This is a genomic window from SAR202 cluster bacterium (assembly GCA_009392515.1).
In the GTDB taxonomy this organism is placed as follows: domain Bacteria; phylum Chloroflexota; class Dehalococcoidia; order Lucifugimonadales; family UBA6952; genus UBA6952.
On record VFGE01000016.1, the window covers coordinates 1 to 24846 of the forward strand.

The window sequence follows — 24846 nt, forward strand, 5'->3', positions numbered from 1 at the left end:
AAAGTATGAATGATGGTAATTTCGTTCTTTTTCCCAGTTATTTCACCAGATTTTATAAGTCTCGAAATTTTGCCACCTGTAAGAGTGTCTATTGTTCCGGTTGCTCCTCCAGGTATTTTCACATCTTCAAATAAATTTATTACTAATGCTTCGGTTTCTACTGAACTTACTTCTGATTTTAAACATGAAATTTTCACACAATCCTCCTTGATTCGTCTTTCTAACTAACAGCAAAAAGAATACGCAGTATTATTCTTTCTATAAATTGAATCAGTAATAACGCAATAATTGGGCTAATATCTAAGGTTCCACCAATCGGAGCAGCTATTCTTCTGATTGGCCTTAGGATAGGTTCTGTAATTAGATATATAACTAAAGCAAAATTACTACTTTGAATTGAAGGAGAAAGCCAAGATAAAATCACGCGAGCAAATATACACATATAGAGTATTACACTAAATAGATTTACAAGTTCGGCTATTGCTCTCAAGACTCACCTCTTAATGATACAGATTTTTTGTAAGCACTATACACCGCTTCCATCAAAGCAGTCCTAAATTGTTTTTTCTCTAATGTCATCAATGCTTCAGCCGTAGTTCCTCCAGGAGAAGTAACCATTGTTTTTAATTCCACAGCAGATATATTTTGATCTGACATCAACTTTGAAGTGCCCGAAACGGTTTGCAAGGCAAGCTTTTCAGCCATATCCCTAGTCATTCCTAATGCCACTGCGGCATCTATTAGACTTTCAATAAATAAAGCGACATATGCAGGGCCACTCCCACTTAAGGCAGTACCAATATCAATTAATTTTTCATCCATAACTTCAATTTCTAAACCTAATGAGGAAAGAATATTTTTTGCGAACAATTTATCATCTATACTTACTTCTTCGGAAGAAAGCCACACACTAGCCCCTTGCCCAATTTGAGCAGGTGTATTTGGCATAACACGAATTACTTTCTTATGATCAAATTGATCTATTAATTTATCTATTGATATCCCTGCAAGAATAGAAATTAAAAGTTGCTGTGGATTTAAAGATCCTTTTAATTCTTCTCCCACATTAAGTAAATTTTGCGGTTTTACACATAAAATAATTACATCAGATTTTTCTATCAATTCGGTGTTGTTACTAGTTATATTTATTTTGTATTTATCTTTCAAAAAATTTCTACGCGATTCAACTAATTCAGAGATAAGAAAGTCTGAAGCAGTAATAGTTTTTTGATTAAGCACTCCTCGAATTATGGCTTCAGCCATAATTCCTCCGCCTATGAAACCGATTGTCATTCAATTCACATCCTTATTTTTTATATTAGGAAGATTGTATATTATAGTACTTCTGGGTATGATAAAGCAAAAATTTAGCGTAGGAATAATTAGTATGTTGAAAAAACAATTTATATTTTTAATTATCAGTGTTGGATTAATAAGTATTGCTTGTAACAACAGCGTGGATTTTGGTTCAGAAGAAGCAGGATCAGACTCTATTTCTGTACCATTACCTTCAACAGAGACTACATCTCAAAATGACATGACTAAAGATCTAAGCATTTTGAATACTCAACAAGTTGCTACTGGAATTAATGTGATCGGGAAAGGTATAGCTGATGCAAATCCAGATATTGCTATAATAAATTTCAGCGTACTTTCGATTAAAGATACAGCTTCAGAGTCAAGAAATACCGCTGCAAAAGCATTACAAAATATAATTGATGAATTGATAGCTAAGGATATATCCAAAGAAAATATAACGACCAATTATTTTAGAATTGGCCCCGAAAAAGAATGGAATGATAAAAAAAGAAAAATGGAACTTATAGGGTTCAAAACAACCAATTCAGTTAACGTAAAAATATATGAATTAGATAAGGTTGGAGAAATAATTGATGTAATTATCATGAATAGTGACGAATTAATTGACTTCGAATCAATTACATTTGATCTAGAAGACAAAACAAGTATTATAAAATCAGCTAGAGAAATTGCAGTAAAAAATGCTATGGAAAAAGCTCAAGAAATAGCCAGTACCGCTAATATTAAATTGGGTAATCCAAAATATATAAATGAAATATCATCTCCTAACGCTTTTGAATCAGTATCAGATATGCCAATGATGGCTATGGCTAGAGCAGAATCATTTATTGAAACTCCAATTATGTCTGGAGATATCTCTGTATCAGTACAAGTTCAAATGCATTTTGATATCAATGATAATTAACGATAACTTCATGAAAGTATTTGAATAAGAAAATATGTATAATATTTGATAATACGTAATTAATATTCAAATGAGGATAAAGATGGTACTTAGTGATGTAACAATTAAAGAACAAATTGAAAAAGGGAATATTGTTATAGATCCTTTGGATCCAAATGATATACAACCTGCTTCTGTTGACGTACATTTAGACAATAAAGTCCTAGTTTTTCGTAATTCAAGACGGCCTTATATTGATGTCAGGGAAGACCTAGAAGGATTAATGGATTTAGAAACCATTGAGGACGAAACCCCTTTTATTCTACACCCAGGAGAATTCATTCTTGGAAGCACCTTAGAAAATATTGAAATACCGGCAAACCTAGTAGCTAGACTGGAAGGCAAAAGTTCTTTAGGTAGAATAGGTCTATTAATACATTCAACTGCAGGTTATGTTGACCCAGGATGGAAAGGTAATTTAACATTGGAATTAAGCAATGTTTCTAATTTACCTATAACTCTTTACTACAAAATGAAAATTGGCCAATTGTCATTTTTACAACTAACAACACCAGCAACAAGGCTATATGGTTCTTCTGAATTAGGTAGTAAATACCAAGGTCAAAAACTTCCTACTGCAAGTAAATTACATAAAGATTTCCCATCAAAATAAGTTATGGATTTTTTAGAATTAGCTTTAGATCAGGCCAAATTAGCAGTTGGGTTATGTTACCCAAACCCTGCAGTAGGAGCTGTCGTTGTTAAAAATAACGTAATAATTGGCTCAGGTTATACCCAAAAACCAGGACAAAGCCATGCTGAAATTATGGCACTAGAAAATTTACAGGAGGCAAGTAATGGTGCGACTTTGTATGTCACGTTAGAACCTTGCTCACATACAGGGAAAACACCACCCTGTGTTGATAAAATCATCTCATCAGGAATCACGAAAGTGGTTTATGGAATTGAAGATCCTAATCCAAAAGTTTCTAGTTATGGTATTAAAAAACTTCAAGATGCTAATATTACAGTAGAAAAAAGCAAAAATACAGATTTAATAAAGAAATTTTATGAAGCTTATATCCACTACCACAAAAAACAAAAGCCTTTTATATCCGCTAAATTTGCCGCAAGTTTAGATGGGAAAATTGCCACTGCTTCTGGCGAATCAAAATGGATAACAAATGAATTTTCAAGAAATAAAGTACACGAGATACGATCTGCAAGTGATGTAATCATTGTTGGTATAAATACTATTCTAAAAGACAACCCATTATTAACTGCACGCAAAAAAGATGGAAATGAATACGAATACCAACCTTTGAAGGTGGTTATTGATAGTAATTGCAATATTCCCATCGAATCAAATGTAATGAATAATCCCACTAATACTCTTATTGCATACAACCAAATTACTGAAGATAAAAAGAATTATTTTGAGCAAAAAGGTATTCAGTTTATTAAGTTACCCAAAGAAAACAAAGTAGATATAAATGAGCTTATTAATTTTCTGTATAGTAAACAAAAATATCAAATATTAATCGAGGGTGGTAGTGAAATATTAGGATCTTTTTTCAATCTCCATTTAATAGATAAAGTATATGCTTTTATTGCACCAATACTTATAGGTGGACAAAATACACCATCTGCAATAGGAGGTTTAGGCGCAGAAACTATGTCTGATATAATTAAGCTCAAAAACACTAAAATAGAGAAATATGATTCAGATTTATTACTAACCGGATACCCCAATAGGTAAAATTTATGTTCACTGGAATAGTAGAAGAAGTAGGAAAAGTATTAAATATTACAGATGATACCTTGGCTTTTAGCGCATCGAAAACAATTGAAGATGCAATAGTTGGTAGCAGTATATGTGTAAACGGAGTTTGTTTGACTTTGATTTCACTTGATAAAAATTCAGGTACAGTAAATATAGGACCGGAAACAAAAAAATTATCTAACATAGGTGAATTAACATTAAATAACTTAGTAAACCTTGAACGACCACTTTCTCCTCAAGATAGATTTGGAGGACATATTGTTCAAGGCCATATTGAAGGAACGTGCACGATTGTAAATATTATAAAAAACGATATCTCTTATGAAATTGATTTAAAATCACAAGAATATCTCAATCGATACATCGTTAAAAAGTGCTTTATAACTTTAGATGGTATAAGCCTCACAGTTAATGAAATCATCAATAACACATTTAGAGTTTCTATAATTCCACATACCTGGGAAAATACGAACTTACAAAACAGAAAAATAGGAGATCGTATTAATGTTGAAACTGATATAATTGCCCGTTATATAGAAAGATTTTTAGAAAAATAAAAACTAGCAAAGTAATATCAACTGGTCTATAATGATCAAACTATAATTATCCATGTGCAGGAGAAATATATGCCTCTTAGTGATATAGAAGACGTTATTAAAGATATTCAAAATGGCAAGATGGTCATCATAGTTGATGATGAAGATCGAGAAAATGAAGGAGATTTGGCTATTGCTGCTGAATTTATTACCCCTGAAGTTATTACATTTATGGCTTCATATGGTAGAGGTTTAATTTGTATGCCAATTATAGGCCAAAGACTTGAGCATTTGGATATTCCTTTAATGGTACCAGAAAATACCGCTAGATTAGGTACAGCATTTACTGTATCAATTGACACAAAAACTGATGGTGCAACTACTGGTATATCTGCATATGACCGATCAGCAACAGTAAAAGCAGTGTTAAACCCTACGACAAGACCTGAAGATCTACAAAAACCGGGACATATATTTCCTTTAAGGTATGCTGAAGGTGGTGTACTAGTTCGTGCCGGACAAACAGAAGGGTCAGTAGATTTGGCAAAATTAGCTGGATTATATCCCGCAGCAGTAATATGTGAAGTAATGAATGAAGATGGCACAATGGCCCGTATGTCAGAATTAGAAAAATTATCAGAAGAATTTGACATTAAAATTATAAGTGTAGAACAAATAATTGAATACAGGCACCAAAAAGACAAAATGATTGTGAAAGTTGCTGAAACTAAACTTCCAACAAAATATGGAGAGTTTACTTCTGTGGCTTTTCGTAGTCTTACTGATTCTGACGAGCATGTAGCATTAGTAAAAGGTGATTTAGGATCTTCTGATCAAATTCCATTGGTCAGAGTTCATAGCCAATGTTTAACCGGAGATACATTTAAAAGTTTACGATGCGATTGTGGTGAACAAATGGAAAAATCTCTCGAATTAATTGCGAACTCTGAATGCGGTGTATTTTTGTATATGAGACAAGAAGGAAGAGGCATAGGTTTGCATAACAAATTAAAAGCGTACGAATTGCAGGATCAAGGTATGGATACTGTAGATGCAAACACAAAACTTGGATTCCCGCCTGATTTGCGTTGGTATGGTATAGGAGCACAAATTCTTTCATCCCTTGGAATTACAAAAATGAAATTGCTAACAAACAATCCAAAAAAAATTGTAGGATTGAACAGCTACGGTATAGATATTGTAGAACAAGTACCAATTGTTATAGAAGCTAATTCTGTCAATAAACAATATCTAGATACAAAACGAGACAGACTAGGTCATTCAATTTAACATATACCTTAGTAAAAAATAATATGAATGAACAAAATAATGTACAAGAAATACGTGGAACTCTTGACGCTTCTGGTTTAACAATTGCAATAGTAGTGTCTGAATTTAATGGCAATATTACATTACCATTATTAGAAGGCGCAATAGATTGCTTGAAACATAATGAGATATTGAAGAACAACATAATTGTTACATATGTTTCAGGTGCATTTGAAATTCCAGTAATAGCAAAAAAAATCGCCACGTCAATCAAACCTGATGCGATTATTTGTATTGGATGTGTTATAAAACATGAAACAGATCATTACTTTCATGTCGCAAATCAAGCTGCAACGGGTATAGCAGAATGTGCTTTATCTACAGGTATCCCTACAATCTTTGGGGTACTTACTACATTAACAGAAGAGCAAGCAGTAGAAAGATCAAAACCTGGAAAACAAAATAAAGGATACGAATCTGCTGAAGCTGCAATCAAGGCCGCTAATCTTATTAAACAATTATAAAATTTTATACCTAAATTCGGAGGACTAAAATGGATAAATTTTTAGATAATATGACATCTTATGCACAAGATTTAAAATTTGAAGATATTCCACAAGATGTTGTGGAACGTGCTAAACACTTTATCTTAGATGCTGTAGGTTGTGCTTTAGGAGCAAGTAAAAGCCCTCCGGCTATTATTGCCCAAGCATCAGCAAAAGAAATTTCTTCATCTACTCCTTCAAAGGTATTAGGATCTGCTGAACCGACTTCTCCAGACCTTGCAGCTTTTGTAAATGGAGCAATGATAAGGTATCTTGATTACAATGATACCTACACAGGATATACCACCTGTCACCCAAGTGATATGGTAGGACCTGCACTTGCTGCAGCAAGTGCAAAACCTGATGGTAACGGAAAAGATGTTATTTTAGGTACAGTATTAGGTTATGAAATATTGTGTGGTCTTACCGACACGCCTATTTTTGAAGGATCTACTGGATTTCGCCATTGGGATCAATCTGCTCTTGGACTAGTAGCAGCCTCCGTTTTATCTGCAAAAATTTTAGGTTTAGATAAAGAACAAATGGATCACGCTGTTAGTTTGGCTGTTTCTTCTCACCTTTCTATAGGTCAAATACGAACAGGGCAAATTTCTCATTGGAAAGGATGTGCAGTAGGAAATGCTTCAAGAAATGGCGTTTTTTGCTCTATGCTTGCTGCAAAAGGTATGACCGGACCAAATTTTGTTTTTGAAGGTGAAGGCGGATATTTCAATGCTATTGGTAATAAAGTTGAATTACCACCATTTGGCAATAAAGGTGGAGAATTTAAAATTATGAGAGCTAGAGTAAAACCTTTCCCTTCGGGATACTTTTCTCAAAGTGCGATTGAAGCAGTTCTAGAATTACGAAATAACATAAAAAACGTAGATGAAATTAAATCAATTTTACTAGAAACCTTTCCTTCGGGAAAATCTGCGATGGGTGGCGATATATCTCGATGGAAACCTGAAACTCGAGAAAGTGCAGATCATAGTCTACCTTTTGTTATGGCAGTTGCATTGATGGATGGAAACTTAGAAATCCGCCATTATGATGAAGAATATTACAAAAAAGACAACGTCAGAGAATTAATGAGTAAAATACAAGTTGAGGTTGGCGAAGAGTCGTCGAAAGCTTGGCCTGATGTGCCATTAAATGTTTTAACTATAGAAACAAATTCTGGAGAGAAGTTTTCTACCAAAGTTGCATTTCATTTAGGCCATTATGAAAGATTAATGACTAATGAGCAATTAGAAAATAAATTCCGCCCGATGGCTTTACAATACGGAGACCTCTCTGAAGATCAATTAAACGAACTATTATCAAAACTTTGGAACCTAGAATCTGTAAATAATATAGATGAAGTTATAGAACTAACTGCAAGAAAATAGAGGTTAAATTATGGGTTCCGGAACGTATAAACTCTTAGGGGCAGGTGCTTTATCTGCAATAGCTTCCTGTCTGATTTTTTTTGGAGTCCTTACTTTTTTCTCTAGGAATGGAATATTAGAATTCTATGAATTCGTGCTCTGTATTGGGGCTGCTGGGATAGCGCCGTATTTGGTATCAAGGCTACTGGCAATAAAGGTAAAATTCATACTGTTTCCTTCATTTGTAACTCTATTCTTTCCTGTTCTAGGCCCGATTTTTGGTGGTGGAGGATCTCAAACCTCAGGACAAATGCTTTCAACAATTTTTGTGTTGAGTATGTCAGGTGGATTTTTTTGGTCCTGTATTCAATTGTTTGTAATAACTTTATTTAGAGCAAGAAGAAGATAGTTATGGTCGTAATAGATCTCTTAAATCCCTAACATTACCTAAAGATTCTAAATTCCATATAGTATCAATCAATTGATCAGTTTTATCTTTTCCAATTACCATCTCTAAAAGTGGTCGTTCCTTAATTTCCACTTCCTCTGTGCTTAATGGATCTTCCATAGCACCTTTTACTACTACAACATGATTTCGATATTTTTCACCATTAGTGTGATTAAATTCTACAACCCCTTGACGTGGACTTTCTGGAGTAATGAGACTAGGATCAGTTTCAACTTGAATTTTGTTCATAATCTGTACGACATCATCATTTGACATACGATCAAAATCGTGACCTGCTTCAAAAGATAAACCTCTATCTAATAAACTTACTGCTAATAAATAACGCAGGTTTATATCGGGCATAGTTTGGGCATCACTTGTTAAGCGGCTATCACCATGTGCTAAATATACTGTCATATTATTTAAATCAGAAGGATTAACTTCATGATCTCTTACAATATTAAGTAATGCATCTACAGGTGCTTGAATAGGCGACCCCACACAATATTTCTTTATGTTTGTATCCATTATTTCATAATGAGAACCCAACCCCTTAATTAACTCTGATCGGAAATGTTCTGAAGCAAAACAATCAAAAAAGTTATTTTGACCTTCTATCACATCCCAAACACCAGTAAATCCAGCTTCTACCATAGTAGCAGCAGTCGCACCACTTCTGCAGGGCATTCCTGCAAAATCAAAAGCTTTTTCAATATGTTCTAGATCTAATTGCCATGCTGTAATACCAGATGCTTGCTGTGTAGTATAAGAAAGTAAATATCTAACCTTTTTTTCATCTAATTCAATGTGAGTTCCAGCAGCTGCTGCTGCTCCAAATACACCACCAATAGCATGACTACTAAATCCTCTTCCATGCATTCTTTGGAATGTACCTCCTCCAAAAGCTCTCATAAATCTTGCACACATGTCATATCCCAAAGCAATCGAATTCAAAAAGGTTTTTCCATCAGTTTGGTTTTTTTCCCCCATAGCAAGAGCAGGAGGTATAATTGTACATCCTGGATGAGTTCCTGACGCAGCATGAGAATCATCTGTTTCATCTGAATGTGCTAACATTCCATTGGCCAATGATGCTGTTACAGCATTTGTCAAAAAGTTAGTGCCTATGATTTGGGATTGATCTGAACTACCCTGCAGTTTGGCATACTTAATAGCAAATTCCCCAGGTGGTAAAGTCGTTCCAGAAACCATCGCAGCTAACGTATCTAGAATATGATGTTTCGTTTTTAAAGCAACATTATCAGGTAAATCTGCCTTTTGAGCATCAATAAAATAATCTGCTAATTGTTTAATAATCGTATTATCTGTTTCAGACGAGCTCATAGGTATCCTCCAAATATTTTAATCTTACATTCGAATTTATAAAATATGCTGTAATTAAACTGGTAAGTCTATTTCATATTGAGATAATAAATTTTCCAGAAAAGCTTTTGTGGTTTCATCTACTTCATCCAATGGTAAACGAGTATGTCCAGCAGGAAAACCTACAGAATTTACACAATATTTCACTGGAATAGGATTAGCTACAGTAAACAATCCTTTTGATATGGGTAGCAGCTTACGATGTAGTGATGCTGCACCGCTTATACTGCCATCTAGTAACATTTGTATCATAGATTTTATTTGCAAACCTACTAAATGACTAGCAACACTTATAATTCCATATCCTCCTAAACACATAATGGAAAAAGTATCAGAATCATTCCCGCTCCAAACTTTAAAGTCTTCATTAGTGCCATCAATAATATAAGATATTTGATCAAAATCAGAACTTGCTTCTTTTATACCTACAATATTTGGAATTTGACTCAATCGAATCGTGGTCTCGGCATTTAAGTTAGTGATAGTACGACTAGGAACATTATATAAAATACATGGTAAATCAGTACTTTCAGCTATTGATCTAAAATGTTGATATAAACCTTCTTGAGTTGGTTTGTTATAATATGGAACAACTAGTAATAATGCATCAGCGCCAGCCTTTTTTGCTTCAGCACTCAACTCAATACTTTCTTTAGTACTATAATTCCCGGTTCCAGCAATAACACTTTTACTATCTCCTAGTTCTTCTTTTATTTCAGAAAATAGTTTCATTTTTTCGATTGTAGATAGGGTAGGTGATTCTCCTGTGGTGCCAGATACTACTAATCCATCGCTACCTGATTCAACTAGAGCAGTTGCTAAACGTCTAGCATTTTTGTAATCAACTGAATCGTCAGAATCAAAAGGTGTTACCATAGCTGTAAACAAACGCCCCAAAGCAACCATTTGAATTACTCCTTGTTAAAATATGAATAGTTAGACAAGTTTATCATATTTAATCAAGTATGCAATAAGTTTTGAGTAAGTATTTCTTCAGCAATTTGAATTGCATTAGTTGCTGCACCTTTACGAAGATTATCAGAGACTACCCACATGGCTATACCATTAGGAGTAGATATATCTTTTCTAATTCTTCCTACATATACTTCATCTGATCCCGCTGAATTGCGAGCTAATGGATATAGATTTTGTTCAGGATTATCAATAACTGAAACACCAGGAAAATTCGATAATAATTCCTTTACAGTATCCACTTCCATAGCTTGACTAAACTCAATATGTAAAGATTCGCTATGTGATACAAATACAGGAACTCTTACACATGTTGCAGAAACTGCTAAATTGTCTGCATGCATAATTTTTTGAGTCTCTTCAACCATTTTACGTTCTTCTTTTGTATATCCATCTTCTAAGAATCCTTCTATATGAGGGATAACGTTATATCCTATTTCATGAGGATATACAGCCGGTGAGGTAATTAAACCATTATTTATCTGTTCAGTTTGTTGTTCTAACTCTTTCATCGCATTACCACCAGTACCAGAAACTGATTGATATGTATCCGCAACAACTCTTTTTATGGGGTTTTTAACGTGTAACGGATAAAGTGCCATTACCATTTGTGTAGTAGAACAATTTGGTATTGCAACAATATTTTCATGATTTTTAAGATCATTTGCATTAACTTCTGGTATAACTAAAGGAACATGTTTTTCCATCCTAAATGCAGAGCTATCATCAATGACAATAGCTCCATGACTGGCTGCTATGGGCACAATATTTCTACTAACCTCAGTGGAAGCTGAAACAAATGCAAAGTCAGCATCATCAAAAATATCATCTGTGGCTTCTTCTACTATGAGATCAGCCCCATTAAATCGAATTTTTTTTCCTACAGATTTTGGAGAGGCACACACTTTAATATTACCAATCGGAAAATTTCTTTTTTCTAATAAGTCTAAAAATATCGTTCCAACTGTTCCAGTAGCACCAATGACTACTATATTAGGATTATCCATTTAGTATTACCTCGCTGATATAAATTATTTAAGATCTAGAATAGTTTCTAATCCGTTAACTAAACCTTTAATCTTGGTTATTTTTTTTAGTGATATAGAAATAGCTGGTATATAGCATTCCCTACTCAATGTATCATGTCTTAATGAAAGGGTTTGTCCACTAGATCCAAAAACAACCTCATGTTGAGCTAACTTTCCAGGTAAACGCACGCTATGGATATTTACTGTATTGTAATCGCCACCTCTAGTACCTTTAATCGTTTCTTTATGTGTTGGAGGTTGAATAAATTTTTTGCCATCGCTAATAGACTTTGCTAAAGAAAGAGCTGTACCTGAAGGGGCATCTACTTTCTGCTCATGATGTGATTCAATAATTTCCACATAATCAAAAAAATTCGCAGCTATACTGGCAATATGGGTTAAAATAACCGCACCAAGTGCAAAATTAGGTGCGACCAAAATACCAATATTCCCAGAATTGGCTAAATTAGCTAATTCGTTCAGATCGTTATCATTCAAGCCTGAGGAACCAGTAACCATAGGAATTGAATTTGAACTACATATTTTGGCGGCCACCATACATGCTTGAGCATTTGTCAGATCAATTACCACATCTGGATTATAATTATTAACAGCGTAGGATATATCTGTTGTATAAGGAATAGAACCGTTTATACCATTAACTACTACAGAATTTCCTCTATCTTTTGTCCCAACAAATCCAGCTATGGCTAAATCACTATCTTGTAGAATAGCTTCAGTAGCAATTAAACCCATCTTTCCCATTGCTCCATGCACAATAACTTTTATTTTAGAATTATTATTCATGAGAAATCACTCTATATAATTAAAAACGTTTCTTATTGTCTCGCCTATCGCGTCGGTTATTATTAGATCTGCCTTTATAATTTTGCTCTCTATCGCCTGATGATTCTGATTCTTCATCTGAGTCATCAGCATAAACAGCTTTTCGTGATAAATTTACTCTACCTTGTTGATCTATCTCTTTTACCAATACTGTTATCTCGTCACCCACATCAACTTCGTCAGTAACATTTTCAACCCTGTGGGTTGCAAGCTGACTTATATGAACCAAACCTTCTTTACCAGGCAATACTTCAACAAAAGCACCAAAATTCATTATGCGCGTGACTTTACCAGTATATATTTCTCCGACTTCTATTTCTTTAACTAATGATTGAATAGCAAATATGGCAGCGTCAGCACTACTTTGATCTGAAGACCCAACTACCACTGTACCATCATCACTTACATCAATTGATACATTATAATCTTGGATCATACCTCTTATAGTTTTTCCACCAGGTCCGATAACAGTTCCTATCTTTTCTGCAGGAACGCTAATTTTTATCATTCTTGGAGCATAAGGATTCATATCGACCCTTGGAGAATCAATCACTTCTAACATAGCGTCCAATATCCTATAACGTGCATCTTTAGCTTTGCCTAAAGCATCTTTCATTATTTCAAAATTAATTCCTTGGACTTTTACATCCATTTGCAAAGCGGTAATTCCTTCTCTTGATCCAGCAACCTTGAAATCCATATCTCCCTGAAAATCTTCTATTCCTTGAATATCAGTCAAAACTGCATAACTACTAGAATCATCAGATAAAATTAATCCCATTGCTATTCCTGCAACTGGACTTTTAATTGGTACACCTGCATCCATTAATGAAAGAGTACTACCACAAACGCTTCCCATAGATGTGCTTCCATTTGAACTTAAAACTTCTGATACTATTCTAATAGCGTAAGGAAAGTCTTCTTCTGAAGGTATAACTGGTTCTAAAGCACGTTCTGCCAAAGCTCCATGTCCAATTTCTCTACGACCTGTACCTATTCTTCGCACTTCTCCTGTTGAATAAGGCATAAAGTTATAATGATGCATATAACGTTTTGTTTCCTCTGGACTTAAATTATCCAAATTTTGCACCATACTCAAGCCAGCAAGTGTTGCCACCGATAGAACCTGAGTCTGACCTCGTTGAAACAGACCGGTTCCATGTGTTCTAGGCAAAATTCCAACTTCAATAGACAATGGTCGTATTTCATCTACACCTCTACCATCTGGTCGTTTGCCATCATCTAAGATTTTGTTTCTCATAGTCTTTTTTAAGATCTTTTCGAATCCCTCATTTATGTCAGAGGATTCATATTTTTCCACAAGCTTTTCATTTAATTCATCTTGCATATCATCCAAAACTTGGTTTCTCTCGCCCTTGGCTGCGCCTTCGTCAAAAATTGCTTTAACTCTATCGCCAACCAATTCTTTAATGTCGCCTTCGAGACCTTCGATTTCTGCTGCAGGTATAAATTCAATTTTTTCTTTACCACAAGTATTTTTTATTTCTTCAATAAATTGAATTATTTCTGAATTTACCTCCCTACCTTTTTCTAAAGCATCAAGCATAATATCTTCTGGTAATTCTGATGCTCCAGCTTCAACCATAACAACTGCCTCATTTGTACTCGAAATAGTCAAGTCTAAAGAACCTTGGGTTATTTGATCATAAGTAGGATTAACAACAAATTCCGAATCTATATAGCCAATACGACATCCTGCAACTGGGCCACTAAAAGGTATCTCAGAAAGGGATAAAACTACTGATGCACCTACAATGGCAAGAATATCTAAAGGGTTTTCTTGGTCGTGGGAAACTGCTGAAATTATAACCTGTACTTCATTTCTAAAACCTTTTGGAAATAAAGGCCTAATTGATCGATCTGTTACGCGTGAAGTTAAGATAGCATTAGTGGGTGGTCGAGCTTCTCTTCTGAAAAAGCTACCTGGTATCTTACCAATTGCATAAAGCCTTTCTTCATAATCAACGGTAAGAGGGAAAAAATCCATTCCCTCCCTTGCATCCGCAGTACAAACTGTTGCTAACACAACAGATTCACCATAGGTTACTAATGCAGCAGCTGAAGCTTGTTCTGCAAATTTGCCTACTTCAATTTTTAATTCTTTGCCACCTACAACTTTGGAAAAAATCTGGGACATAAAAAACTCCTAACTTTAATTAGCGAGAGCACATTGGTAAATAAATTGAAATAAAAATACCTCTACAAGAATTTGAAGAGGTATTATCTCCTGATGCCTAAGCGGCTAATAAGAGCCCTGTATTCAGAAACGTCATTTTGACTTACGTATCGTAGTAAGCGACGTCTTCTTCCGACTAGTTGCATAAGACCACGTCGACACTGAAAATCCTTATGGTTGGCTCGTAAATGATCAGTCAATCTATTAATTCTTTCTGTTAATAGTGCGACTTGAACCTCTGATGAACCTGTATCAGTATCATGTTTCTGGTAATCTTTTATTACTGAATTCTTTATTTCTTGAGTAACCATAATCCTTTAAGGTTTTTTATATACTTTCACTTTGCTTTATTATTACAATAAGAAAATATAACATATGGTAATATTTAAATCAAATTTACATTCTATATTTAGGTATTCATTGATAATACTAATTGTTCGAGGTTAGGATGGACGCAGAAATAATTGCATCAGGTACAGAATTACTAATGGGGGAGACCCAAGACACGAATTCCTCTTTTTTAAGTTTACATTTGCCTAGTGTAGGTTTACAAGTAAGAAAAATTACCATAATCGGTGATGATTTTGAAGAATATAGTGAAGCCTTACACAAAGCTTGGGAAAAGTCATCATTTGTTTTCACAACTGGTGGTCTAGGCCCTACAAAAGATGACCTTACAAGAGAAGCTATTGCAGATCTTGTAAATGAAAAACCTTCTGTAAACGAAGAACAATTGAAAATCCTAAAAAGTTTTTTTTCTGCTAGGAATTCCGATATGCCTGAAACTAATATTAAACAATCTTGGCTAATTCCCTCGGCAACTGCTATAAGTAATCCAAATGGGACTGCACCTGGATGGTGGGTAGAAAAAAATAATAAATTCGTTATAGCAATGCCTGGGCCTCCACGAGAATTGTATCCAATGTGGGAAAATGAAATAAAGCCAAAACTTATATCCTTACTAGATAATGAAGTAGTAATGACTAGGTCATATAAAACCATTGGATTATCCGAAGCTAGAATTGATGAAATGGCATCTCCAATTTTAGGTGATGAAAATCCTTATGTAGGAATTTATGCTAAAGAAGACGGAATACACATAAGAGCTATTGCTAAAGCAAAAGATCAGAATAAAGCATTAGATATTCTTAAAAATATTGACGATAAAGTTGAACAAATTTTTGGTTCATATGTATGGGGAATAGACAATGAGTTACCTGAGGAATCTCTACTAAAACTTCTAATATCAAAAAAGAAAACTCTTGGTCTCATGGAATCATGTACAGCAGGAACTATCGCCAATAAAATTACTAATGTTAACGGTAGCTCTAACTCACTTCATGGAGGATTGGTTTCGTACTCAGATGCCACTAAAATCCAATTTGGAATTAATGAAGATTCCATAACAAAATTCACTTCAATTAGTGAAGAAGTATGTAGAGAAATGGCAATCAAAGCTAAAGATATTTTTAATGCAGATTATGGTATAGCTACGACAGGGATTGCAGGAAATCAACAAATTAAAGACATAATCCCTGGAACAGTTTTTATCGGGATTGCTGATAACTCCAAAGTAAAAGTTTCTAAACATCTCTTTCCTTCCAATAATCGCAATGCTGTAAAAAATAGAGCATCAACTATGGCTATTCTTTCCCTGATTGATTTTATATCTGAAAACATATAAAATCTTAGACTCAATGATTCGTTTTTTTTCATTGTTTTGTGATAAAATTAACTATGACTGTTGAAAATATTGCTTATGTGTGTAATTAAGTAATACATGCATTTTGTATCTAATTTATTAGGAGAATAATATGGCAAACTATTCAAAAAATGAAGCTCAAGAATGGGCATGGGAAAATTTAAAAGGTCAATGGACTACCCTTGTTACACCATTTGATTCCAACAATAAAATTGATGAAATTGGTTTAAGAAAAAATATTAAATACACCCAAAGCCTAGGAACTAAAGGTGCAGGTTGTACTTGGGGTATGGGTGAATTTTGGAGTCTTAGCCAAAATGAAAGAAAAACAGTAATGGATATTACTGCCGATGAAGGTAGATCTAACTGGCTAATTGGTTCTCATATAAGCCATACATCAATGGTAGATATGCTAGATTTAGCAGATCACGCTCAATCCACCGGGTTTGATTTACTCATTGTGGCAGCACCATATATGGTTGCACGCACAGAAGAACAGGTAATTGAATGGGTAAGTACATTAGCCTCTCATACAAATCTTGCAATAATGTTTTATAATTCACCCCAATTTAATATAGTAATGAGCCCTCAGGGCCTTAATAAATTATGCCAAATACCTAATGTTGTAGGAGTAAAAGAAGCAAGTTTTAGTCAACAAACATCTATAGAAACACACTTATTAGTAGGAAAAAAAGCAATAATAAGTACCCCAGATGAATGGATTTATAGAAAAGCAGAATCATTAGGATTTAAACAACAAGTTATGTTTGCAAACACATCAGACTGGAGATTTGATACACCAAATAACAACAATTATGTAAAGTTTATTGATAAAGCCTCAGAAGGCAATATCGACTGGAACTTCTATGACAAAAACATTAAAGCAATCAAAGATGTCTCAGATAAATGGTGGGGATACACTGTGAAAAAATTTGGGGGCGCTTTACCATTAACCTTAGTTAAATACTGGGGAGAATTAATGGGTATGGCTAGCGGTGGTGTTCGCCAGCCTTTTTCAGAATTAACCGAAAGTGAAAAAGAACAAATTAAATCTGATATCAGCTCAGTAATTTCTTTGAATAATATCCCTAATAAAACTCAAAATAATTTAGCTGGAGAACTAAGTTCAAACGTCTATACTACAGATTTAATTGCTAAAAATGGTAATGGCCACAAAAATGGTAATGGCCACAAAAATGGTCTTGGTTCATTTTCTGATGCTAGGCCTACAGGATTTGACTCAGGTATGATGCTAATGGTAAGTGTTCAAGACGTTAAAGAAGCTCTTGAAGCCGAAAAAGGTGGAGCTGATGTTGTAGATGTGAAAAATTTACAAGAAGCAATGGTGGGATCTGGGCATCCCCTTATTGTAAAAGAAGTAAGAGAAATTATACCCGAAGAAAAACATGTAAGTGTTACTTTAGGAGTAGTACCTAATCAACCCGGTACAGTTGCTATGGCAACTCATGCTGCTGCCTCTTTAAAGGCTACATCGGTTAAAGTAGGATTTATCAAAGCTGATTACGAAACTGCACTCGATGTTTTAAAAGAAGCAAAAAAAGCTCTGGAAGGTACTGAGACTAAATTAATTGGATCTTTATTTGCTGATAATGTTCTTTATGAAGAGGGGTTAGATCCTGAATGTATGGTTACTCTTGCCAAAGAAAGTGGTTGCGATGGATGGCTTATAGATACTCTTACCAAAGATGGAAGAAATTTATTTGACTTTATACCTGAAGCAAAACTTAGAGAAATGGTTTTTGAAAGTAAAAAACTTGGACTCAGTACAGCTTTATCTGGGCATCTCAAATTAACAGATCTTGATGAACTAGCTAGAATAAATCCTGATATTGTTGGTGTAAGAGGAGCTGTCTGTTCTACCGGCGACAGAGATAGAGCTGTTGCTTGGGAAGCAGTAGCAAAATTTAAATCAGAATTAGATAAGAGGAAAAGTGGTGAAATAGAAGTACATGATAAGCCAAGTACTAATTCCGAAGAATGGAATATCATTGACGGAAGAGGTAAAACTTGTGCAGGTGTATTAGCTGCTTTAACAAATCAAATAAATGAAAATCCATATTCATATGTTGAAGCCATTTTAGCTGATGCTCTAAATATCTATGATGTAATTGTCTGGGCTGAAGAAGGAAATCATGAAGTAATAACTAAAAGAACTGATGCTGATGGTTCTGTCCGTGTTCTTTTTAAGCCTAATGCAATGCGTTTAAAAGAATCATCAAAATAACCTGTATTGGAAAATCTATAATATGGCCGATTTATCTAATATTTCTATTTTAGATCATGAAGAAATAAGCGATTTTATTTTTATAAATCGTGATAATTGGAATTCACCTCAAGAATCATCTGAAGATCATTTGATCGAAATAGATAACGATGCTTCAATAAATGCGCGGTTTTATTTTAAAAACCCTGATTCGACAAATATTTTGCTGTTTCATGCTAATGCTGAATCACCAATAGATTATGATGGCTTAAAACAAGATTTCTTCAGCATTAATGTAAATCTTTTTGTAGCAAGTTATCGCGGATACGGTAATGGAATAGGTACTCCAACAATAATTAATTCTTTACATGATTCTGAAAATATCTTTGATTATTTTAAGAAAGTATTATCTGATAAAAATGCAAACGGCCCGATAATTATTATGGGAAAAGCTATTGGATCTTTATCTGCTTTATATATTGCATCTCATCACAATGAAGAAATATCAGGGATTATTACTGAAAGTTCATTTTCAGGCCCAAAGTACTGTGCTGAAATATCTGGTGTAGAATTAACACAAGACCAGCAAAATGAATTAGAAAATTTTTCCCACGAATTATGCAATTCTATAACTAGTCCGGCTCTTTTAATTCATGGGGAAGCTGATTTTATGATACCAATCACAGAAGCACAAATTCTTTTTGATCTTCTAGGTAGTAAGGCTAAAGATATAATAACCATACCAGAAGCTGATCATGGCAACTTAGTAATACTTGGTGAAGAATATTATTGGTGGGCAATTGAAGAATTCATTTATACCCACTGTAACATAAGCCCGTATTAAAAAGTTAATTTCCTGTAAAGGGTAGGTAGCCTTGTTGGTAGGGAAGAAATATCATCTAATATCTCGTATCCCATATCTTGGCACATAGTTTTTAAATAATCATGTCCTGATTTATCAACAGTAAGACAAAAAGGTGTAATTCCTTTATGTCTTGCCTCTATCAATGCCATCCTCGTGTCATGAACTGCATATTCTTTTTCCACACCTTCTCGACTATATCCTCTATCTTGAGGTCTTCCATCACTTATCAAAAATAGTACTTTGGTTCTTGAATCTTGTTTTGCTAGTTTTGAAACAGCATGCCTAATAGCTGGTCCCATTCTTGTAGCATGTAACGGAGAAACTTTATCAATACGACGCTTAATACGTTCATTAAATTGTTCTTCTAGGTCTTTAATTACATAGTATTCAACATTTTCTCGACCATATCCAGAAAATCCATAAATACCATACCTATCTCCAATTGTTTCCAAAGCATTAATAAGTAAAACTATACTTTCTTTTTCTAAATCAATTATTCGCTTGTAGCTACGTTTATTTTCAGCGCCTCGACGAGCTCTAAGCCAAACCATATATTCAACAGGATCATCTGGTGCATCCCAATCATCTGGATTTTTTCGTGATTCATCTATTGCTTCAGCTGTTGAGGCACTCATATCTAAAAGAAAAGCAACTGAAACATCTCGCTCTATTTTATTTCGTCTCCAATGTACTTTATCAGAAGGAGATTCTCCTGCCCATTTATCTATAATTGATTCGATAACTGCATCTAAATCAAAATCATCTCCATCTGGTAAATGTTTAATTTTCCGATAAACTTCTGGCATAAGCATTTCGAATTGTCGTTTTATTTGATTCATTAGTTGGCGATAATCACTAACGGTTTGTTGATAAAATTCCGTGTCTCCTTCCGTCATAGGTTTTTCTTTCACTAGACACCATCTCGGTCTGTAATCAACAGCTCGAAAATCCCATTCATCATAAACGTATGATTTTTCTTCTTGGACTGTTAAGGATTCTCCCTCGTCATCTTGGTGAGGAATCGGAGCATATCCCTCTTTTTGCTGATCATTTTGAGGAGCTTGTGATTCTTTCATCAAATTCTGTATAAAGTTTGAAAGCTCTTCATCAAATTGCCCAGATTCTGCATCAAGTTCCAATTCTGCGCTATCAGCAAGCATCTGTTGAAGCATTTCTTCAGTAATTTCAATCCCTTCTCCCATCGAAGATTGACTATCAGTTTGATTGAGTTTCATCTTTTCTAACAATTGGCTCAATTCAGGTTTGAAATCACCACGAAAATCAACTTGAGGAGGTGATTCATAGTCCTGAGACTCCCCTAAATCACCAAAATCAGGAGAAGAATTAGCAGTCATCTGCTGCAATAAATTTTCCATCTCTTCATTTGACATTTCTTCTTCAATTTCTGTATCAATTTCAGACCAATCTTCTTCAGGTAATTCTGTATTTGGAAAGTCTGCAATTAAATCATATATCCTTAAAGTTGCTTCTGCAGAATCTTCAACAGTTGTATCTTCTGTAAGAACTTTATTAAAAATTTGTAATAATAACTTAGCCTCTTCAATATATGCCGTTGGGCAAGGCAATCCTTGAAATTGTTGTAGACTAAACCTCACAAGAAATTCAACCATGGCTTCTTGCAATGGCATTTCTTCAATATCAGGTCTGTCTTCCATAGAATCTTGTTGAACTCTCTTGTACAAACCAGCCAAACCAGGATATTTATTCCTGATTACATAATCTAGCCGCCCATCTTCGACAACAGTAAATAAATCTAATGCTAATTTCCTATTAGGGAAAAGGTTAAAATATCTCCCCATATCAGTTACGTGAGATTTTTCCACATTTGGGGCAGATGTTTCTTGGCTCTCATCAACCAAATCGATTTCTACATGGCTTTTATGTTGTTCAATTGCTTCGGTTTCTCTTTGCAACCGACTATCAATAAAATTTGAGGATTCTTGCTCAAAATCAAACTCAAAACTTCCAAATTCAATTCGAGCTACTTGATGAGTTGAAATAACTTTAAATAACCCAAAATTAAGATCCTTATTATCATAATAGTCTGAAATGTGAGGCAAATAAACGACATTTCCTTCAGTTGTTGCGTAATTTGCAGATACCCAACCTATATTCTTGGCTACCAACTCGGCACTATTCCCTATTTCTATATCTGCACCAGCAAGAGCTCTGCAATAAATCCTTAGTACTCCTTGGACTTTTTCAAGTTCAACTGATGACGATAAATCATCAATTACTCTTTCAGAAGTTGTTGATTCAATTTTGAAAAAAGCCAATCCGCCTTCAACATTATTATTTAGTAACTCAATACCTCGATTGAACCAGACTTCAATTTGGTTAATGGTAATCTGGTTTACTAATTGAGGAGCGTTTTGTAGGAAAGCAAAAACAGCTTCGCTCGATATTGGAAGTAGTTGTTCAGCTAAATCTAAAAATTTACTTTGATAATTTTCATCTAATCCAGATAAAGATTTTGAGGTTTCGTTAAGAAATAATGAAAGGTTTGGTAAATTATTTTTAGCAATACTTGCCGATAAATTAATAAACCTTCCTCGTTGTGATTGTTCAAAACTTTGTATAAATCTTGGAGCATATTCAAAACAACTTTTAACTTCTCTCCAATTATTTTCAGCAACTGAAGATACCATTTTTATAAAATCACTTCTATTTGAATCTATTGAAGGCAATACATCTTTACTTAATATCAAACATTCAGTGGCTACATCAATTGATTTTCTGGAAATTAATTCTACGAAATCTCCAAATTCTCGCAATTCTGTATCAGTTAAATCTTCTAGTATTGAACCTGAACTCTCAAAAAACTTAGATGCTAAAGCACTAGATTTCCAAGTGCCTTTGTATAATCGACTTCCTAACTCTGCCCAGTCTGACATTTTTTTCGCATTAAGATTTTGTAATCTAGGTCCTGTACTCGATTTAAAAAATGATACAGCCAAACCAGGTGATTGATCACATAAATTTAAACCACATTGACCCCAATGAAGTAAATCAGCACCCGAAACAAATTTTGAAACATCTGAGCTTGATTTATAGTACTCTGCAGCAGCTTCCCATGATCTAACAGTTTTCTGGGCAATTTGGACTCCCTGTCGAGCCCAACTACTAAAATATGGCTCTTCAATTATAGAAAGTATGTTATTTACAGCGGTTTTGAATTCGTCTAATACTGAAGAAGGAAATTTGGATAACTCTAATTCAATATCTTTTATTTCTTCTTTCATTTTATATCCTTTTGGTCCAGCCAGATTTCATGATAATATCCAAGAATTGTTTAAGCATTCTTGCAGTTGCACCCCATATTATGTGGTCATTAAAGAAATAAACCCTAGACTGAAATTCCTCTTCTTTGTCTTCATAATTATCAGGATTTAAAAGTAGTTTTATTGGCACTTCTAGGACTTCAGCAACCTCTTCAGTACTAGGACTGAATTCATATGGATAAGGAATAGTCCCTACAAATGGATGGATTCGAAATCCGGCCCGAGTTCTAGTTTCACTTAGGTCTCCTATTAGTGTTATATCTTCGATATTGATTCCCATCTCTTCAAACACTTCTCTTTTCGCTGTATCTGTTAGATGATTATCTTCTGGATCCTGTGCACCACCTGGGAAACATATATCACCTTTATTAAACTCTACAAGTTCTGTACGTTTGTTAAACAATATGCAGTAATCGCCATCTTTAGGATAAAGTAATAAACACACTGCTGAATTCCACAAAGTTTCATCTGACAATATTTCAGGATCAGAAGAACTTAATATTGTACTTAATTCTACTAAATCTGGATTCAACAAGTTTTACCCCCTATTCAAAAATAGACATTATTACTTCAGTAATACTTTTCTGCACTTCTTGATCATCAGTAACGCCCCATACTACAGCTGATTGGCATGCTCGTCGCGGTGGTATTCCATGTTTAATTAGTTTTCCAGCATAGATTAGTAATCTCGTGCTTGCTCCCTCTTGCAAACCGTGATCTTTTAAGTTTCGTACTTTTTCTCCTAGTCTAGCTAAAGACTCGGCCATTGCACTATCTACACCACTTTCATGAGCTATAACTTTTGATTCAGAATCTTGATCAGGGTAATCAAATTCAAGAGCAACGAATCTTTGCCTAGTACTATGTTTTAGGTCCTTTAATGCACTTTGGTATCCAGGATTATAAGACATACATAATAAAAATCCATCGTCTGCTTGAACGACTTGTCCTCGCTTTTCAATTGGTAATAATCTTCTATGATCAGTTAGTGGATGGATTAAAACAGTTGTATCTTTTCTTGCCTCTACAACTTCATCCAAATAACATATTGCCCCTGCCCGAACTGCTCGCGTCAAAGGACCGTCAATCCATTTTGTTTCTTCTCCTTCAAGAAGGTATCGACCAACCAGATCACTTGCAGTTAAGTCTTCGTGGCAAGCTATTGTAATTAAAGGTAATCCAGAACCCGTATCATCATTTGTTTTTGTTGTTTTAATTTTAGTTACAGGTCTACCCAAGCGCCATGCCATATGTTCAACAAATCGTGTTTTCCCACAACCAGTAGGACCTTTAAGAAGAACTGGTATTCTTTGTTTGTATGCCGCCTCAAACATTTCGACTTCATCAGTTACGGGAACATAAAATGGTTCTTCTTCAACAGTATATTCTTCTATCATAAATTCCTGAGCTAAATTGCGATTACTTTTCTTTTGAGTCACGTTACCCTCCCGTTTACTCTTGAATGCCATAAAGTTTTGACTTTTTCGTGAAGTTGTTCAATTGTTCCATCATTATCAATTACAACATCTGCATGTTTTTCACGTTCATCGTTAGACATTTGTGATTGTATTCTCTTAATGATTTCTTCACGAGTAAAATTATTCCTTAATTGTACTCTTTCTATCACAACTTCTTGATTTGCTTTAGCCAGCCATATTTCATCAGTCAAATCTTGCCAATTTGCTTCAATCAATATAGCAGCTTCCAATATAACTACATTAACTCCTTGATCAGAGAAATTTTTAATTTTTTCCTTAACTAAATCATGTATTATTGGGTGCATAAGTTTGTTAAGTTTATCCATTTCATTAGGATCGCTGAATACTATTGATCCTAATTTTTTCCGATCAATCTGTTTGTCAGGTCCCACAATATCTTGACCAAAAACTGAAATTACTTTTCGCCAACCTTCAGAATCAGGAGTGTATGCTTCGTGACCAACCTTATCTGCATCTATTACATCAACACCTAAAGATTTAAGTATCTCTGACACAGAACTTTTTCCAGACCCTATTCCGCCGATTAAACCGATTACAAACATAATTTTTCCTCACAAACCATCGAATAATTGTACATTCCAAAAGATCGAGGGGTCAAGCAAGAATTTGAGGTAAATTAGTTTATAATGACTTAGTTGAGAGTTTGGTTTAATATATACATATATAAAATAACT

General features: G+C 34.4%; 24 protein-coding genes. 11 read left to right on the forward strand and 13 right to left on the reverse strand.

Annotation, left to right across the window (positions count from 1 at the left end; translation table 11 throughout):
• From FI695_00950 to proC, 3 genes are all read right to left on the reverse strand, one after another.
• Positions 1-197, reverse strand: a 197-nt coding sequence (locus FI695_00950) for a peptidase M17 (GenBank protein ID MQG50531.1), incomplete at its 3' end; no start/stop codon positions are given.
• Positions 198-220: 23 nt separating this feature from the next.
• Positions 221-442 (reverse strand): YggT family protein, encoded by a 222-nt coding sequence (locus FI695_00955; GenBank protein ID MQG50532.1) that lies wholly within the window; start codon positions 440-442, stop codon positions 221-223.
• 44 nt (positions 443-486) lie between these two features.
• On the reverse strand, positions 487-1293 hold the full coding sequence (gene proC, locus FI695_00960; protein MQG50533.1) for a pyrroline-5-carboxylate reductase: 807 nt from the start codon (positions 1291-1293) through the stop codon (positions 487-489).
• Here proC and FI695_00965 point away from each other — a divergent pair.
• The 8 genes from FI695_00965 to FI695_01000 all read left to right on the forward strand — a co-directional run bounded on the left by FI695_00965 (position 1250) and on the right by FI695_01000 (position 8115).
• On the forward strand, positions 1250-2224 hold the full coding sequence (locus FI695_00965; protein MQG50534.1) for a DUF541 domain-containing protein: 975 nt from the start codon (positions 1250-1252) through the stop codon (positions 2222-2224). The genes proC and FI695_00965 overlap by 44 nt on opposite strands.
• An 82-nt stretch (positions 2225-2306) precedes the next feature.
• Entirely contained in the window at positions 2307-2876 is a 570-nt protein-coding gene (locus FI695_00970; GenBank protein MQG50535.1) for a dCTP deaminase, read from the forward strand.
• Between the two features lie 3 nt (positions 2877-2879).
• Positions 2880-3962, forward strand: a complete 1083-nt coding sequence (gene ribD, locus FI695_00975) for a bifunctional diaminohydroxyphosphoribosylaminopyrimidine deaminase/5-amino-6-(5-phosphoribosylamino)uracil reductase RibD (protein MQG50536.1) — start codon at positions 2880-2882, stop codon at positions 3960-3962.
• A 5-nt stretch (positions 3963-3967) separates the two neighbouring features.
• Complete coding sequence (locus tag FI695_00980; GenBank protein MQG50537.1) at positions 3968-4543, forward strand: riboflavin synthase; 576 nt, start codon at positions 3968-3970, stop codon at positions 4541-4543.
• A gap of 69 nt (positions 4544-4612) precedes the next feature.
• Complete coding sequence (locus tag FI695_00985) at positions 4613-5812, forward strand: bifunctional 3,4-dihydroxy-2-butanone-4-phosphate synthase/GTP cyclohydrolase II (protein MQG50538.1); 1200 nt, start codon at positions 4613-4615, stop codon at positions 5810-5812.
• A 23-nt stretch (positions 5813-5835) separates the two neighbouring features.
• Complete coding sequence (locus tag FI695_00990; protein ID MQG50539.1) at positions 5836-6315, forward strand: 6,7-dimethyl-8-ribityllumazine synthase; 480 nt, start codon at positions 5836-5838, stop codon at positions 6313-6315.
• Between the two features lie 29 nt (positions 6316-6344).
• Complete coding sequence (locus tag FI695_00995) at positions 6345-7727, forward strand: MmgE/PrpD family protein (GenBank protein MQG50540.1); 1383 nt, start codon at positions 6345-6347, stop codon at positions 7725-7727.
• A gap of 10 nt (positions 7728-7737) precedes the next feature.
• The gene (locus FI695_01000) at positions 7738-8115 is read left to right on the forward strand and encodes a hypothetical protein (protein ID MQG50541.1); all 378 of its coding nucleotides are present in this window, start codon (positions 7738-7740) and stop codon (positions 8113-8115) included.
• Here the strand turns inward: FI695_01000 and FI695_01005 are convergent, their stop codons facing one another.
• The 6 genes from FI695_01005 to rpsO form a co-directional block, all read right to left on the reverse strand.
• Complete coding sequence (locus FI695_01005) at positions 8116-9498, reverse strand: MmgE/PrpD family protein (GenBank protein ID MQG50542.1); 1383 nt, start codon at positions 9496-9498, stop codon at positions 8116-8118.
• 54 nt (positions 9499-9552) lie between these two features.
• On the reverse strand, positions 9553-10443 hold the full coding sequence (gene dapA / locus FI695_01010; GenBank protein MQG50543.1) for a 4-hydroxy-tetrahydrodipicolinate synthase: 891 nt from the start codon (positions 10441-10443) through the stop codon (positions 9553-9555).
• Between the two features lie 53 nt (positions 10444-10496).
• Positions 10497-11516, reverse strand: a complete 1020-nt coding sequence (locus FI695_01015; GenBank protein ID MQG50544.1) for an aspartate-semialdehyde dehydrogenase — start codon at positions 11514-11516, stop codon at positions 10497-10499.
• Positions 11517-11540: 24 nt separating this feature from the next.
• A complete protein-coding gene (locus FI695_01020) occupies positions 11541-12344 on the reverse strand; it encodes a 4-hydroxy-tetrahydrodipicolinate reductase (GenBank protein ID MQG50545.1) in 804 nt (267 codons plus the stop codon).
• A 19-nt stretch (positions 12345-12363) separates the two neighbouring features.
• Positions 12364-14541, reverse strand: a complete 2178-nt coding sequence (locus FI695_01025; protein ID MQG50546.1) for a polyribonucleotide nucleotidyltransferase — start codon at positions 14539-14541, stop codon at positions 12364-12366.
• A gap of 83 nt (positions 14542-14624) precedes the next feature.
• Positions 14625-14894: a 30S ribosomal protein S15 gene (gene rpsO, locus FI695_01030; GenBank protein MQG50547.1), complete on the reverse strand. Its 270-nt coding sequence runs from the start codon at positions 14892-14894 to the stop codon at positions 14625-14627.
• Positions 14895-15028: 134 nt separating this feature from the next.
• On the opposite strand from rpsO, the gene FI695_01035 reads away from it, so the two are divergent.
• The 3 genes from FI695_01035 to FI695_01045 all read left to right on the forward strand — a co-directional run bounded on the left by FI695_01035 (position 15029) and on the right by FI695_01045 (position 19350).
• A complete protein-coding gene (locus tag FI695_01035; GenBank protein ID MQG50548.1) occupies positions 15029-16264 on the forward strand; it encodes a CinA family nicotinamide mononucleotide deamidase-related protein in 1236 nt (411 codons plus the stop codon).
• A gap of 130 nt (positions 16265-16394) precedes the next feature.
• On the forward strand, positions 16395-18527 hold the full coding sequence (locus FI695_01040) for a hypothetical protein (GenBank protein ID MQG50549.1): 2133 nt from the start codon (positions 16395-16397) through the stop codon (positions 18525-18527).
• Between the two features lie 22 nt (positions 18528-18549).
• Positions 18550-19350, forward strand: a complete 801-nt coding sequence (locus FI695_01045; GenBank protein MQG50550.1) for a DUF1749 domain-containing protein — start codon at positions 18550-18552, stop codon at positions 19348-19350.
• Here FI695_01045 and FI695_01050 read toward each other — a convergent pair.
• Genes FI695_01050 through FI695_01065 form a run of 4 tightly spaced genes read right to left on the reverse strand, consistent with a single transcriptional unit; the run spans position 19347 to position 24714 of the window.
• The gene (locus tag FI695_01050) at positions 19347-22634 is read right to left on the reverse strand and encodes a hypothetical protein (protein ID MQG50551.1); all 3288 of its coding nucleotides are present in this window, start codon (positions 22632-22634) and stop codon (positions 19347-19349) included. The genes FI695_01045 and FI695_01050 overlap by 4 nt on opposite strands.
• A 1-nt stretch (position 22635) precedes the next feature.
• Positions 22636-23208 carry a CoA pyrophosphatase gene (locus FI695_01055; GenBank protein MQG50552.1) on the reverse strand — a complete coding sequence of 191 codons (573 nt, stop codon included), beginning with the start codon at positions 23206-23208 and terminating at the stop codon, positions 22636-22638.
• Positions 23209-23218: 10 nt separating this feature from the next.
• On the reverse strand, positions 23219-24142 hold the full coding sequence (locus FI695_01060) for a CbbQ/NirQ/NorQ/GpvN family protein (protein MQG50553.1): 924 nt from the start codon (positions 24140-24142) through the stop codon (positions 23219-23221).
• Positions 24109-24714, reverse strand: coding sequence for a dephospho-CoA kinase (locus tag FI695_01065; GenBank protein MQG50554.1), 606 nt, complete (start codon positions 24712-24714; stop codon positions 24109-24111). The genes FI695_01060 and FI695_01065 overlap by 34 nt, the downstream gene beginning before the upstream one ends.
• Positions 24715-24846 lie beyond the last annotated feature (132 nt).

Excerpts from the sequence above, each read along its gene's own strand:
- FI695_00955 (MQG50532.1), bottom strand. The coding sequence starts at position 442 with ATGTGTATATTTGCTCGCGTGATTTTATCTTGGCTTTCTCCTTCAATT.
- FI695_00965 (MQG50534.1), top strand. The coding sequence starts at position 1,250 with ATGGCTTCAGCCATAATTCCTCCGCCTATGAAACCGATTGTCATTCAA.
- proC (MQG50533.1), bottom strand. The coding sequence starts at position 1,293 with ATGACAATCGGTTTCATAGGCGGAGGAATTATGGCTGAAGCCATAATT.
- FI695_00970 (MQG50535.1), top strand. The coding sequence starts at position 2,307 with ATGGTACTTAGTGATGTAACAATTAAAGAACAAATTGAAAAAGGGAAT.
- ribD (MQG50536.1), top strand. The coding sequence starts at position 2,880 with ATGGATTTTTTAGAATTAGCTTTAGATCAGGCCAAATTAGCAGTTGGG.
- FI695_00980 (MQG50537.1), top strand. The coding sequence starts at position 3,968 with ATGTTCACTGGAATAGTAGAAGAAGTAGGAAAAGTATTAAATATTACA.
- FI695_00985 (MQG50538.1), top strand. The coding sequence starts at position 4,613 with ATGCCTCTTAGTGATATAGAAGACGTTATTAAAGATATTCAAAATGGC.
- FI695_00990 (MQG50539.1), top strand. The coding sequence starts at position 5,836 with ATGAATGAACAAAATAATGTACAAGAAATACGTGGAACTCTTGACGCT.
- FI695_00995 (MQG50540.1), top strand. The coding sequence starts at position 6,345 with ATGGATAAATTTTTAGATAATATGACATCTTATGCACAAGATTTAAAA.
- FI695_01000 (MQG50541.1), top strand. The coding sequence starts at position 7,738 with ATGGGTTCCGGAACGTATAAACTCTTAGGGGCAGGTGCTTTATCTGCA.
- FI695_01005 (MQG50542.1), bottom strand. The coding sequence starts at position 9,498 with ATGAGCTCGTCTGAAACAGATAATACGATTATTAAACAATTAGCAGAT.
- dapA (MQG50543.1), bottom strand. The coding sequence starts at position 10,443 with ATGGTTGCTTTGGGGCGTTTGTTTACAGCTATGGTAACACCTTTTGAT.
- FI695_01015 (MQG50544.1), bottom strand. The coding sequence starts at position 11,516 with ATGGATAATCCTAATATAGTAGTCATTGGTGCTACTGGAACAGTTGGA.
- FI695_01020 (MQG50545.1), bottom strand. The coding sequence starts at position 12,344 with ATGAATAATAATTCTAAAATAAAAGTTATTGTGCATGGAGCAATGGGA.
- FI695_01025 (MQG50546.1), bottom strand. The coding sequence starts at position 14,541 with ATGTCCCAGATTTTTTCCAAAGTTGTAGGTGGCAAAGAATTAAAAATT.
- FI695_01035 (MQG50548.1), top strand. The coding sequence starts at position 15,029 with ATGGACGCAGAAATAATTGCATCAGGTACAGAATTACTAATGGGGGAG.
- FI695_01040 (MQG50549.1), top strand. The coding sequence starts at position 16,395 with ATGGCAAACTATTCAAAAAATGAAGCTCAAGAATGGGCATGGGAAAAT.
- FI695_01045 (MQG50550.1), top strand. The coding sequence starts at position 18,550 with ATGGCCGATTTATCTAATATTTCTATTTTAGATCATGAAGAAATAAGC.
- FI695_01050 (MQG50551.1), bottom strand. The coding sequence starts at position 22,634 with ATGAAAGAAGAAATAAAAGATATTGAATTAGAGTTATCCAAATTTCCT.
- FI695_01060 (MQG50553.1), bottom strand. The coding sequence starts at position 24,142 with ATGGCATTCAAGAGTAAACGGGAGGGTAACGTGACTCAAAAGAAAAGT.
- FI695_01065 (MQG50554.1), bottom strand. The coding sequence starts at position 24,714 with ATGTTTGTAATCGGTTTAATCGGCGGAATAGGGTCTGGAAAAAGTTCT.